The organism is Amnibacterium endophyticum, from assembly GCF_042680685.1.
In the GTDB taxonomy this organism is placed as follows: Bacteria; Actinomycetota; Actinomycetes; order Actinomycetales; family Microbacteriaceae; genus Amnibacterium; species Amnibacterium endophyticum.
Map to the genome: position 1 here is coordinate 1 of NZ_JBHUEA010000015.1, position 11,632 is coordinate 11,632.

The 11,632-nt window shown below is 75.6% G+C and carries 9 protein-coding genes, 1 tRNA gene and 1 other RNA gene; 5 read left to right on the forward strand and 6 right to left on the reverse strand.

Features of this window, described 5'->3' with window-relative positions; genetic code table 11:
- Positions 1-1,765: DNA polymerase III subunit gamma and tau (locus ACFSBI_RS10355; RefSeq protein WP_377934652.1), on the reverse strand; the 1,765-nt coding region annotated here is incomplete at its 3' end.
- A gap of 183 nt (positions 1,766-1,948) precedes the next feature.
- Between ACFSBI_RS10355 and ACFSBI_RS10360 the strand changes: the two genes are divergently transcribed.
- From ACFSBI_RS10360 to ACFSBI_RS10370, 3 genes are all read left to right on the forward strand, one after another.
- A complete protein-coding gene (locus ACFSBI_RS10360; protein WP_377934654.1) occupies positions 1,949-3,493 on the forward strand; it encodes a serine/threonine-protein kinase in 1,545 nt (514 codons plus the stop codon).
- A gap of 67 nt (positions 3,494-3,560) precedes the next feature.
- Positions 3,561-3,914: a PadR family transcriptional regulator gene (locus ACFSBI_RS10365; RefSeq protein ID WP_377934656.1), complete on the forward strand. Its 354-nt coding sequence runs from the start codon at positions 3,561-3,563 to the stop codon at positions 3,912-3,914.
- Entirely contained in the window at positions 3,911-4,381 is a 471-nt protein-coding gene (locus tag ACFSBI_RS10370) for a hypothetical protein (RefSeq protein ID WP_377934658.1), read from the forward strand. The genes ACFSBI_RS10365 and ACFSBI_RS10370 overlap by 4 nt, the downstream gene beginning before the upstream one ends.
- A 71-nt stretch (positions 4,382-4,452) precedes the next feature.
- On the opposite strand, the gene ACFSBI_RS10375 is transcribed toward ACFSBI_RS10370, so the two are convergent.
- Positions 4,453-4,540 (reverse strand) — tRNA-Ser (locus ACFSBI_RS10375).
- Positions 4,541-4,615: 75 nt separating this feature from the next.
- Here ACFSBI_RS10375 and ffs point away from each other — a divergent pair.
- Both ffs and ACFSBI_RS10385 read left to right on the forward strand, forming a co-directional pair.
- Positions 4,616-4,712, forward strand: an RNA gene (gene ffs / locus ACFSBI_RS10380) — signal recognition particle sRNA small type.
- A 47-nt stretch (positions 4,713-4,759) separates the two neighbouring features.
- Positions 4,760-5,377 carry a hypothetical protein gene (locus ACFSBI_RS10385; protein WP_377934659.1) on the forward strand — a complete coding sequence of 206 codons (618 nt, stop codon included), beginning with the start codon at positions 4,760-4,762 and terminating at the stop codon, positions 5,375-5,377.
- On the opposite strand, the gene ACFSBI_RS10390 is transcribed toward ACFSBI_RS10385, so the two are convergent.
- The 4 genes from ACFSBI_RS10390 to ACFSBI_RS10405 all read right to left on the reverse strand — a co-directional run bounded on the left by ACFSBI_RS10390 (position 5,374) and on the right by ACFSBI_RS10405 (position 11,621).
- Positions 5,374-6,654 carry a saccharopine dehydrogenase family protein gene (locus ACFSBI_RS10390; protein ID WP_377934661.1) on the reverse strand — a complete coding sequence of 427 codons (1,281 nt, stop codon included), beginning with the start codon at positions 6,652-6,654 and terminating at the stop codon, positions 5,374-5,376. The genes ACFSBI_RS10385 and ACFSBI_RS10390 overlap by 4 nt on opposite strands.
- 95 nt (positions 6,655-6,749) lie before the next feature.
- Positions 6,750-8,051, reverse strand: coding sequence for a S1C family serine protease (locus tag ACFSBI_RS10395; protein WP_377934663.1), 1,302 nt, complete (start codon positions 8,049-8,051; stop codon positions 6,750-6,752).
- 199 nt (positions 8,052-8,250) lie between these two features.
- Positions 8,251-10,353 (reverse strand): ArnT family glycosyltransferase, encoded by a 2,103-nt coding sequence (locus ACFSBI_RS10400; RefSeq protein WP_377934665.1) that lies wholly within the window; start codon positions 10,351-10,353, stop codon positions 8,251-8,253.
- Positions 10,350-11,621 carry a bifunctional glycosyltransferase family 2/GtrA family protein gene (locus tag ACFSBI_RS10405; RefSeq protein ID WP_377934667.1) on the reverse strand — a complete coding sequence of 424 codons (1,272 nt, stop codon included), beginning with the start codon at positions 11,619-11,621 and terminating at the stop codon, positions 10,350-10,352. The genes ACFSBI_RS10400 and ACFSBI_RS10405 overlap by 4 nt, the downstream gene beginning before the upstream one ends.
- Positions 11,622-11,632 lie beyond the last annotated feature (11 nt).

Sequence of the window (11,632 nt, forward strand, 5' to 3'; positions counted from 1 at the left end):
CTCCCCACGCCCGCTGCGGCGGCGCGGCGCGCGTCTCGGCGGCGGGCGCGGTCGGCTCGAGCGCCTGCTCGCCGTCGACCCGCGGCCGGAACTTCACCCGCAGCCCGAGCACGTCGAGGATCGCCGTGCGCAGCACCTCGCTGACGCCGCCGCCCGTCGCGGTCGGCCGGAACCCGTCGACGTCCTGCTTGCTCACGAACGAGAGCGTGAGCACGTCGCCCTCGAGGGCGCGGGGGTGCGTCGTGTAGACCACGGCCCAGGCGCTCCGCTTCGCCCGCTGCACGGTCTCGAGGATCTCCGGCCAGGCGTCCCGCACGTGCTGGATCGTGACGGAGCCGGGTGACGGCGCGGCCTTCGGCGCCGCTGCGGGTCGGGGCGCCGGGGCGTCGGCCGGAGGACGCGGTCCGCGGGACGCCGGAGCGAGGTCGGGCGCGGGCGGGGCCACGTCGAAGGAGGGCGGCGGCACCGACGCGGGCTGCCTCCCGGAGGCCTGCGTCGCGGCGGGCTGCACCGCGGCGGCGGGAGCCGCGGTCGCGGTGGCCGGACGGGCGGGCGCATCGGCGGTCGCGGTCTGCGGCTGCGCTCCGGCTTCGACCACCACGCGCCGCTCGAGCCGCTCGAGCCGCGATGCGGCGGCGTTCGCGTCCGTCGGAGGCACCAGCATCCGCGCGGTCATCAGCTCCAGGTGGAGCCGCGGGGAGGTGGCGCCGACCATCTCGTCGAGGGCGGCGCTCACGACGTCGGCGATGCGGGAGAGCTCCGCCGCGCCGAAGCGCTGCGCCTGCACGGTGAGCGCCGCGATCTGGTCGGCGGGTGCGCCGCGCAGCACGTTCGCGGCGGCGTCGCCCGTAGCCGCGACGACGATCAGGTCCCGCATCCGCTCGAGCAGGTCCTCGACGAACCTGCGCGGGTCCTGCCCCGTCTGCACGATGCGGTCGACGGCCTGGAACGCGCCCGCGGCGTCGTGCTCGGCGATCGCGGTCACGACCTCGTCGATCAGCTCGGCGCCGGTGTAGCCGAGCAGGGCGGTCGCCCGGTCGTACCGCACGCCCCCGATCCCCGAGCCCGTCGACGGGTCCGAACCCGCGATCAGCTGGTCGAGCAGGGACAGCGTGTCGCGCGGGGACCCGCCGCCGGCCTTGACGACGAGCGGCAGCACGCCGGCCTCGACCTGCACCCCCTCCTCCTCGCAGAGCGAGCCGACGTAGTCGAGCAGCTGCGCGGGCGGGACGAGCCGGAACGGGTAGTGGTGCGTGCGCGACCGGATGGTGCCGATCACCTTCTCGGGCTCGGTGGTCGCGAAGACGAACTTCACGTGCTCCGGCGGCTCCTCCACCAGCTTCAGCAGCGCGTTGAACCCCTGCGGCGTCACCATGTGCGCCTCGTCGAGGATGAAGATCTTGTAGCGGTCGCGCGCGGGCGCGAACACCGCCCGCTCCCGCAGGTCGCGCGCGTCGTCGACGCCGTTGTGGCTGGCCGCGTCGATCTCCACGACGTCGAGCGAGCCGCCGCCCCCGCGACCGAGCTCCACGCAGCTGGGGCACGTGCCGCAGGGCGTGTCCGTGGGCCCCTCGGCGCAGTTCAGGCAGCGGGCGAGGATGCGGGCCGAGGTCGTCTTGCCGCAGCCGCGCGGCCCGCTGAACAGGTAGGCGTGGTTGACCCGGTCGGTGCGCAGCGCGGTGCGCAGCGGGTCGGTGACGTGCGCCTGCCCGATCAGCTCGGCGAAGGTCTCCGGCCGGTAGCGGCGGTAGAGGGCGGTGACCATGGCAGGAGGGTACGCGCGGGCTCGGACACCGCTCGGCGCGTCGCAGCGGCGCGCGCCGCGCCCGACGGCACCGCACGCGGCCGCCCGGAGCCGCCCGTCGAGGACGCCGAGCCGGCGCCGTGGAGGGGATGCCCAGCGCGGCCGCATAGACCGGGACGCCCCGACCAGGAGGCGAATCCCCGCATGCCCAGCGACCCGTCCGGCTCGAGCGCCCCCGCGCCCGCCGTCCCGCAGCCGCTGCCCGCGCGGCTCGTCGGCGGCCGGTACGAGCTGCGGGAGCGCATCGGCCTCGGCGGCTCCGGCAGCGTCCATCGCGGGTGGGACCGGCACCTCGGCCGCGCCGTCGCGGTGAAGGTGGTCCCCCTCGAGCCGGGCGGCCCCGCCGCCGGCGACCGCAGGTCCGAGGTCGGGATGCTGGCCTCGATCGCGCACCCCGCCCTGGTCGCGCTGCACGACGCGGTGGTGGAGGACGGCGCCGAGCACCTCGTCATGGAGCTGGTCGAGGGCGGGTCGCTGCGGGACCGGCTGCTGCTCGGCCCGCTGACCCCGGCCGAGCTGCACGCCGTCGCGACCGACGCCGCCGAGGCGCTCGCGCACGTGCACGCCTTCGGCGTCGTGCACCGGGACGTGAAGCCGGCGAACCTGCTGCTCCCGGGTCGGGCCCCCGGCGGGCGCTCGGCGAAGCTGGCCGACTTCGGCATCGCCCGGCTGCTGGAGGGAGCGACCTCCTCCACCAGCGTCGTCGGCACGGCGCGGTACATCGCGCCGGAGCAGCTGGAGGGCGCCGCGGCGGCGCCGCCGGCGGACGTGTACTCCCTCGGCCTCACCCTGATCGAGGCCGCGACGGGGCAGCCCGCGTTCCCCGGCTCGGCGGCCGAGTCGCTGACGGGGCGGCTGCTGCGCGACCCGGCCGTGCCGAGCCACCTCGGGTACGGCTGGCGGTCCCTGCTCGCGGGCATGGTCGGCCGCGACCCGTCGTCCCGGCCCACCGCGGCGGAGGTCGCGGCCCGGGTCGCAGCGCTCGAGACCGCCGTCGACGCCGAGTTCACGGCGGAGCTCCTCCCGGAGCGGTTCGAGACGACGATGCCGCTCGAGCGGCCTGTGCTCGTCGGGGCGACGCCGCCCGCTCGCAGCCGGCTCCGGCCCCGTCGACGCCTCCTCGCAGCCCTTCCACTCGCGGCGGTCGTCGTGGTCGCCGGCGGCTACGGGCTGCTCGCCGGTCAGACCGCCGAGGCTCCGGGGCCCGTCGCGCCCGTGGGCGCCGCGACACCGACGCCGTGCTCGACCGCGATGCCCGTCGCCGACGTGAACCCGCCTGCGACCGATCCGGACGACGGGTCCGCCGTGCCGGTCCGGGAGGTCGCGGCGAGACGACCCGCCTCGGAGCCCTCGCCGACGCCGCGGTCGGAGCCGGCGGCGACGACGAGCAGCCCGGCTCCGACCGCGCGCCCCGCTTCGAGCGGCCAGGAGGCCGCCGCGCAGCCGGCCGACCGCGCAGGGCGGCCGGGCGGAGGCGGATCCGAGCGCAGCGACGCCCCGCAGCAGCGGAAGGCCGCGGACCGGCAGGCCGCCCCGGCGAAGCAGGGAGGTGCAAAGAAGCAGGCCGGCCCGAAGAAGGAGGGCGGCTCGAAGAAGCAGAGCGGTGCGAAGAAGCAGAGCGGTGCGAAGAAGGAGGGTGGCTCGAAGAAGCAGGGCGGGCCGGAACGGGTCCCCCACGGGCACGGGTAGCGGCTGCAGCACCATCACCCTCGAGCGACTGCTGGACTTCGCGCAGGTACCTTCCTATTCTGTACGCATGCCTCGACGACGAGCCGGAGACCTGGTCCCGATCGAGCGCGCGATCCTGCACGAGGCCGCGCGCTTCGCCGAGTCGGAGGAGTCGTTCCACGGCTTCGGCATCGCTTCCGCCCTGCAGGGCGACGCGAAGCGGCTGGTCGGGCACGGGACCCTCTACAAGGCGCTCGGCCGCATGCAGGACGCGGGGCTGCTCGCGGCGCGGTGGGAGTCGCCGGAGATCGCGGCGGAGGCGGGACGACCGCGGCGGAAGCTGTACGACCTGACGCCCGCAGGCGAGGCGGCCCTGCGCGCGCAGGAGGCGCGGGTCGCTGCGCCCGCGTTCCGCCCCCTCCCCCGGGGCGGCACGGCATGACCGGGCGGCGCGGACCCGCCGCCTCCTGGGCGCACGGGCTCGTCGTCGACTGGACGCTCCACCTGGTCCGCGGTCTGCCGAGGGAGGTCGCGGACGACCGGTTCGAGGAGATCGTGTCCGACCTGTGGGAGCAGGAGCGGTCGGCGCTGCAGCGCGGCAGCGGCGACCTCGCCCTCGCCGCCTCGCTGCTCGCACGCCTCGTCGCGGGGATCCCGGCCGATGTCCGCTGGCGCGCCGAGGCGCGTGACCGGTCCCTCGCGACCGCTCCGCGCCCGATCACCCCCGCACCGGTGCGCCGCCTCGCCGACCTGGCGCCGGAGAGGCCGTTCGACCAGACCAACGGCACCACGGCCTTCGACGGCGGACCGCTCCACGACGCGAGCGACGCCGAGCGGGACCTGATCGACAAGGGGGTCCGGATCAACGTCGGGCTCGGCTTCTTCGGGGGCGGCGGCGGCATCGGCTGATCCGAAGCCCGGCTGCACCTCTGAACGGCGCGCCCGAGCGGTCCCGGCGATCGCCGGGCGGAAAAGGATGGTGGCGGAGGATGGGGGATTCGAACCCCCGAGGCTGTTACACCAACACGCTTTCCAAGCGTGCGCCATAGGCCACTAGGCGAATCCTCCTGGTCGCGGCGCACCGCGAGGCCGACAGGCACTCTACCCACTGCGGCGACCGCCCGCGCCGTCCCGTACACTCGTGGCGGCTCCCCGCGTGGCGCCATCCAGGCCAACTCCCCCAGGGCGGAGACGCAGCAAGGGCAACCGGGCTCTGGCGGGTGCGCGGGGGGTCCCCACCCGCTCTGGGGCGTGATCGCACCGCACCACCCCGGCTACCGTGCGCGCATGACCGTCGCCGCCGGCCCGATGGACCGCACGCTGCTGCCCTACCGGCACCTGCGCTGGCGCTCGACCACGGTCGCGCTGATCGCGATCGCCGGACCGGTCTGCGGCGTCACGACCTGGCTCGCCCTGCAGGGCGGCGACCTGGTGCCCGCCCTCGTGCTCACCGCGCTCGTGCTCGCCGCCGCGGCGGCCATGACGGCGCTCGTCGCGCGGTCCCGCATCGTGCTGACGTCCGAGGGCCTCCGCTGCTGGACGCCGCGCCGCAGCGGCGCCGCGGTCAGCCGGTCGGCCGTCGCTCGCGCCGTCGTGCGCGCGGTGCACCAGCCGGACGGCCGCGGGATCCGCAGGCACCTCTTCCTGCTCGGCCACGACGACCGCACGGTCTTCCGGATGTGCGACCGGTGGTGGACGGAGACGCAGGTGCGCGACGTGGCCCGCCACTTCGAGGTCCCGGTCGAGAGCCCCGCAGAGCCGGTGCACCTCATCGAGCTGCGGCGGACGGTGTCCCACCAGCTGCAGTGGAACGAGCAGCACCCCGTCCTGGCGCGGCTCGCGATGGTGGGCGGCGGCGCGACGGCGTGCCTGCTGGTCGGCTGGCTGGCCGGCGCCTCGCTCTAACCGACCGTCGGGCGGTCCTCCGTCCCCCAGGACTGCCCGTACCCGCCGAGCGCGGTCGGGCGGGCCATCAGCTCGAGGAACGGCAGCGCGTCGAAGGCCTCCGGCCCGAGCACGCCGACGCCCGTCCACGCGCCGGTCGCGAGCAGCTCGAGTGCGACGACGGCGGGCAGCGCGGACTGCCACACCGTGCAGGGGCTGTCGAACTCGCGCATCGTCTCGGCGTTGTCGGCGATGTGGAACAGGAGCGTGCTCCGGGGCGCACCGTCCGTGCCCGTTCCCGTGACCTGCAGGCCGGCGCAGGTCCTCCCCTCCACCCGCGGCCAGATCGTGGCCGGGTCCGGCAGCGCCGCGGCGACCACGGCGCGGGGGGCGACCTCGACCGGCCCCGCGGCGCCGCTCAGCCGGACCGGCACCTGCGAGGCGAGCCCGAGGGCGTCCAGCGTCCGCAGGGCACCGACGAGGTCTCGGCCGAGTCCGCGCTTCACGGTGACCCGCTGCGCGTCGAGCCGGCGCGGCATCAGCACGACCTCCCCCTGCTCGACGGGCAGGCACTCGACCGCCCCGATGCCGGCAGGGAAGTGGAAGACCTCCGTCTCGCCGAGCGGCGGGGCGGCGGACCAGCCGCCCTCCCGCTGCCACACGACCGGCGGCGTCAGGCACTCGTCCAGGGCGGACCGCAGCCGCAGGAAGGGCACCGGGACGGGCTCGCCCCGCTCGTCCCGCACCGTCAGGTTCGCGCCGTCGCGCACGCCCAGCTCGTCCACCTGCGAGAACAGGTGGTCCGCGGCGTAGCGCGCGAAGACGTCGGACAGCCCCGGCTGCGCGGCCATGCCGACGAGCGCGAGCCGCCCCGACGCCTCCCAGTCGCCGGCCTGCGCGAACTGGTCGTCGCCGGGCTTCACGCCGACGAGCCGGTGCGGCTCGGTCGGGTGGGGCTCCGAGGGGCTCATCGTCAGGTCGAGGTAGTCGGCGCCCGCGGCCAGCGCGCCCGCGAACACCGACGGCACGAGGCGCGGCTCGACGGCGTTCACGACATGGGTGACGCGATTCGCTCGCGCGACGCGCGTCACCGCGTCGGGGTCGGCCGGGTCGACGGCGGCCGCCGTGTACCGGCCGGCGATGTCGGCTCCGTGCCGATCCGCGATCCAGCCGAGCGTGCGCTCCGCTCGCGCGGCATCCGGGTCGACGAGCACGACCGCCTCGGCGAACGTCCGGGTCGCGACGATCTTCGCGATCGCGTCCCCCGCTCCCCCGGCGCCGACGATGAGGATCCGCATGCCTGCACGCTATCGACGCGCTGCTGGCCGGGACACCGGTGGATCGGGACGGGCCGGGGACGTGCGCCCCCGGCCCGTTCCGATCCACCGCGGCGTCAGTTCGCGGGGCCCTCGACGAGGGTGACGGCGGCGCGCTGCAGGGTGCCCCGATCGTCGGTCCAGCTGACGGTGACCCGGTCGCCGGGCCGGTAGCCGTGCAGCACGGTGGTGAGGTCCGCCCCGCTCAAGACGGCGTGCCCGTCGACCGCCGTCACGGTGTCGCCTGCGGTGATGCCCGCGGCGGCGGCGGGCGTGCCGTCCAGCGCCCGGGCGACCAGGGCGCCGTCGCTGCTGCTGCGGGTGTCGATGGAGACGCCGAGGAAGGCGGGGTAGCCGATCGTGATGCCCGAGCCGGCGCGACCGGACTCGATGCGGCTCGCGATGGAGACCGCGGTCGCGATCGGGATCGCGTAGGAGTCGGGCTCCCGCGTGCCGCTGCTCGCGGCGGTGTCGATGCCGACCACGGCACCGGCGCTGTTCACCAGCGGGCCGCCGGAGTCCCCGGCGACCACGTCGGCGTCGTGCTCGATGAGCCCGTGCAGGGTCTCGGAGGCGGCCGCCCCCTCCGCCTGCGTCGTGATCGTCCTGCCCAGCGCCGTCACGGTGCCGGACGCGGCGGTCAGCTCGCCGGTCCCGCCGGCGTTGCCGACGGCGGTGACCGCCTGCCCGGTCGTCGCCGCGGTGCTCGCGAGCGTCGCGGTGCGCAGGCCGGAGGCGCCCTTCAGCTGCAGCACGGCCACGTCGTCGGTCGGATCGGTGCCCACGACCGTCGCGATGTAGGTCCTCCCCGTGGACTCGACGGTGACCTGGATCGAGGTGGATCCGGCGACGACGTGGTTGTTGGTGAGGATCTCGCCGTCCACGGTCAGCACGATGCCGGTGCCGGCGGCCTTGCCGCGCTCGTAGCCGAGCACGGTGTCGACGGTCACCACCCCGACCTCCTGCGCGGCGGTCGCCGCGGTGGCCGAGGTCTGCGTGCTCGTCCCGCTGCCGGAGCCGAGGCCGCCGGACGTGCCGTTGCCGGACTCCCCGCCCTGGAACCGCCCGAACCCGCGTCCGAAGCCGCCGGGCACCTGTCCGGATGTCCCCCACCCCTCGCCGGGGCTCGCCGCACCGCCGCCGGAGCTCGGACCCGCGATCGCCGCGGGCGAGGACTCGCCCGCGTGCTCGATCCGCAGGGCGCCCCAGGCGCCGCCCGCCGCGCCCGCCGTCAGCAGCAGCGCGCCCGCGATCGAGAACCCGGCGATGCACATGCCGCGGTGGCGCCGACGACGCGGGGCGAAGGCGATCGGCGGCGCCTCGGACCCCGGCGCGGTCTCGTGCAGCTCGATGTCCGACCCCTGGTCCCGCTCATCCATGACGAGGAGTAGACGCCGCCGCACCGGCAGCCCCCTTGGTGGTCCCTATGACGGAACCGTGGAGGTCGGGGAAGTCCGCTGACCGCGGCGCGGCTCGCTCCGATGACGAGGACCCCGTGCACGGCGGAGCCCCCGGGCACCCGACCGCCGGGGAAGGCGGACGATCGGGCGCCCGGGGGCTGGGAGGGTCTGCGAGCCGTCAGGCTCCGCGGCCGGAGGGGCCGCCGGACAGGTCGTAGACGGTGACGCCGCCGATGGTCGTGGCGGTGAAGTTCGACTCCACCCAGTCGGCGATGTCCGCGGAGGCGCTCGAACCGCCGTTGGACCCGCCGCCGCGCATGCCGCTGCCGATGAACCAGTGGATGCGGCCCTGGGCGACGTCCTGCTCGAACTCCGCGAGGGTCGGCGACGGATCGCTGCCGTTGAAGCCGCCGATCGGCATCACCGCCTCGCCCGAGACCAGCTGGTACTGCGCGGCGTTCTGCGAGCCGACCGCCGCCGCGGCCCACGTGTACTGCGACGCGTCCGCCTTGAGCGCGGCGACCATCGCGGCATCGACGTCCACGGCCCCGCCGAGCAGGCCGCCGGCACCCCCTCGAGCGAACGCGCCGGTCCCGTTCCCGGTCGGAGCCCCCGGGCCGAAGCCCTGGGCACCGCCGAAGGCGCCCTGCTGCCCGCGCCCGCGGAAGCCGCGGAACCCGCCGCCGAGCCCCTGGTGCGCGCCGAAGGCGCGCTGGCCGGCGAATCCGGCCCGACCGCCGGGACCGCCGCCGAACCCGGTGCGCTCCACGGCGGGGCCGGCGGTCGGCAGCGAGCCCGTGTGCGCCGTCAGCGTCGTGTCCACGGACCAGGCCGCAGGCGCGGCGAGCGCCGCGACGAGGGCGGCGGCCGCGCCCACCACCGCGAGGCGCCGGCGCAGGGGCGCGGCCACCAGCGCGGCGGCGCCGAGGAGGCCGGCCAGCACCACGACCACCCGCAGCCAGGGCAGGAAGGTGCTCGCCCGGCTCATCAGGTACACGGACCAGCCGGTGGTGCCGAGCACCACGGCGGCGAGCACGACGCGTGCCCGGAGCGTCGCGCGGCGCTGCCAGAGCAGCCACGAGCCGGTGCCGACGAGGCCGCCGATCGCGGGAGCGAGGGCCACCGAGTAGTAGGGGTGGATGATGCCGGCGCCGAAGCTGAAGGCGAGGCCGGTGACGACGAGCGTGCCGCCGAGCAGCAGCACCGTGGCGCGCGACGCATCCGTGCGCGGGCGTCGCCGCAGCACCACGAGGCCGACGACGAGCAGGACGAGGGCGGCGGGCAGCAGCCAGGCGATCTGCGTGCCGAACTCCCCGGAGAAGAGGCGGGTGATGCCGGTCTCCCCCCACATGCCGCCGCCGGTCGCACCGCCCGCGGCACCGCCGGTCACGCTGCCGGTCTCGTTCCCGGTCAGGCGGCCGAGGCCGTTGTAGCCGAAGGTCAGCTCGAGGAAGGAGTCGTCCTGCGACCCGCCGATGAAGGGGCGCATCGACGCGGGGACCAGCTCGACGATCGCGACCCACCAGCCCGCCGACAGCACCAGCGTGCCGAGCGCGCCGAGCAGGTGCAGGAAGCGGGTGCCGAGCCGGCGCGGGGAGGCGAGCAGGACGACGCCCACGAGGACGGGCAGGATCAGGAACGCCTGCAGCTGCTTGGTCAGGAACGCGAAGCCGACCGCGACCCCCGCCCAGAGCAGCCAGCGCACGCGACCGTCCTCGACGTGCCGCAGCGTGAGGTACGTCGCCAGCGTGACGAGCAGCACGAGCAGCGCGTCCGGGTTGTTGAACCGGAACATCAGCACGGCGACCGGGGTCAGCGCGGTGACCGCCCCGGCGACGAGCGCGGCCTGCGGCACGAAGTGCCGGCGGACGATCGCGTGCACGAGCGCGACCGTGAGCACGCCCATGATCGCCTCGGGCAGCAGGATCGCGAACGGGCTCAGGCCGAACAGCCGCACCGACAGCGCCATCACCCACAGCGATGCGGGCGGCTTGTCGACGGTGATCGAGTTGCCGGCGTCGGAGGAGCCGTAGAGGAACGCCTCCCAGTTCGACGCGCCCGCCTGCACCGCCGCGGAGTAGAACGCGTTCGCGTAGCCGTTGACCGACAGGTTCCAGACGTACAGGACCGCGGTGGCGGCGAGCAGGCCGAGGAACGCCGGGCGCACCCAGGCCGCGTCGGTCGCGCGCCCGCGCCAGAGGGCGCGCGGCGCGGAGCGGACACGGCCGCCGAGGCGGCCGAGGGCGGGTGCCGTGCGCGACGGCGGGGTGGTCGTGGTCATGGCAGGAGCTCCAGGTGGTCGGGCTCCGAGGCGGTCTGCTCGGAGGAGTCATGGGCCGGTTCGCGGCGCCGCCGCCCCGGCGCCGCCCGACGGGTGCGGAAGACCCAGCCGCGCAGCAGCACGAACCGGACGACGGTCGCGACGAGGTTGGCGGCGGTGAGGACGAGGATCTCGGTCAGCGGGGAGGCCTGCGGTGCAGCGCTGTGCAGCGCCAGCAGCGATCCGGAGGTGATGCCCCACGCGATCCCGAAGACGACGAGCCCCTGCACCTGGTGCCTCACAGCCCCGAGGCGCCCCGTCACCCCGAAGGTGAACCAGCGGTTCGCCCAGGTGTTGCCGATCGCCGTCGCGAGCAGCGCCAGGAAGTTCGCCGCCTGCCCGCCGAACAGCGGCCGCAGCACGAGGAAGAGCAGCGCGAACGCGATCGTGGACGCGCCACCGACCGCCGCGAAGCGGATCACCTGGCTCTTGAACGAGGGCCGGGTCGCGGGTGCGAGCGGTCGTCGCCCGAGCTCCTCCGCGATCGCCTCGACCGGGATGCGGTGGCGCGTGAGGTCGGCGAGCAGCCGGGCGATGCCGCGGAGGTCGTCCTTCGCCGTCTGCACGATGTCGACGCGGCTGTCGGGATCGTCCTCCCAGTCGACCGGCACCTCGTGGATGCGCAGCCCGGAGCGCTCGGCGAGCACGAGCAGCTCCGTGTCGAAGAACCAGCCGTCGTCCTGCACGAGCGGCAGCAGCCGCTCGGCCGCCTCCTTCGTGACCGCCTTGAAGCCGCACTGCGCGTCGCTGAACGACGCCGACAGCACCGCGCGGAGGATCCCGTTGTACGACCGGCTGATCAGCTCGCGCTTCGAGCCGCGCACCACCCGGCTCGTGCGGCTGAGCCGGGAGCCGATCGCGAGGTCGGAGTGGCCGGACAGCAGCGGCGCGACCAGGGGCCCGAGCCCGGCGAGGTCGGTGGAGAGGTCGACGTCGAGGTAGGCGAGCACGCGGGCGTCGGACGCGCCCCAGGCATGGCGCAGCGCCAGCCCGCGCCCCTTGCGCTCGAGCCGGACCGCGTGCACGTCCGACAGGGTGCGGACCAGCCCCTGCGCGACCTCGGACGTGCCGTCCGTGCTCGCGTTGTCGACGACGGTGATGCGCCAGTCGACCGGCATGTGGCGGCACAGGTAGTCGTGGAGGCGCCAGATGCTGGCCTGCAGCACGTGCGCCTCGTTGTGGACCGGCACCACGATCTCGACGTCGGGTCCGGCGCTCGTCTCAGTCACGAGCGGGACTC

Excerpts from the sequence above, each read along its gene's own strand:
- ACFSBI_RS10400 (WP_377934665.1), bottom strand. The coding sequence starts at position 10,353 with ATGACCACGACCACCCCGCCGTCGCGCACGGCACCCGCCCTCGGCCGC.
- ACFSBI_RS10390 (WP_377934661.1), bottom strand. The coding sequence starts at position 6,654 with ATGCGGATCCTCATCGTCGGCGCCGGGGGAGCGGGGGACGCGATCGCG.
- ACFSBI_RS10365 (WP_377934656.1), top strand. The coding sequence starts at position 3,561 with ATGCCTCGACGACGAGCCGGAGACCTGGTCCCGATCGAGCGCGCGATC.
- ACFSBI_RS10360 (WP_377934654.1), top strand. The coding sequence starts at position 1,949 with ATGCCCAGCGACCCGTCCGGCTCGAGCGCCCCCGCGCCCGCCGTCCCG.
- ACFSBI_RS10395 (WP_377934663.1), bottom strand. The coding sequence starts at position 8,051 with ATGGATGAGCGGGACCAGGGGTCGGACATCGAGCTGCACGAGACCGCG.
- ACFSBI_RS10370 (WP_377934658.1), top strand. The coding sequence starts at position 3,911 with ATGACCGGGCGGCGCGGACCCGCCGCCTCCTGGGCGCACGGGCTCGTC.
- ACFSBI_RS10385 (WP_377934659.1), top strand. The coding sequence starts at position 4,760 with ATGACCGTCGCCGCCGGCCCGATGGACCGCACGCTGCTGCCCTACCGG.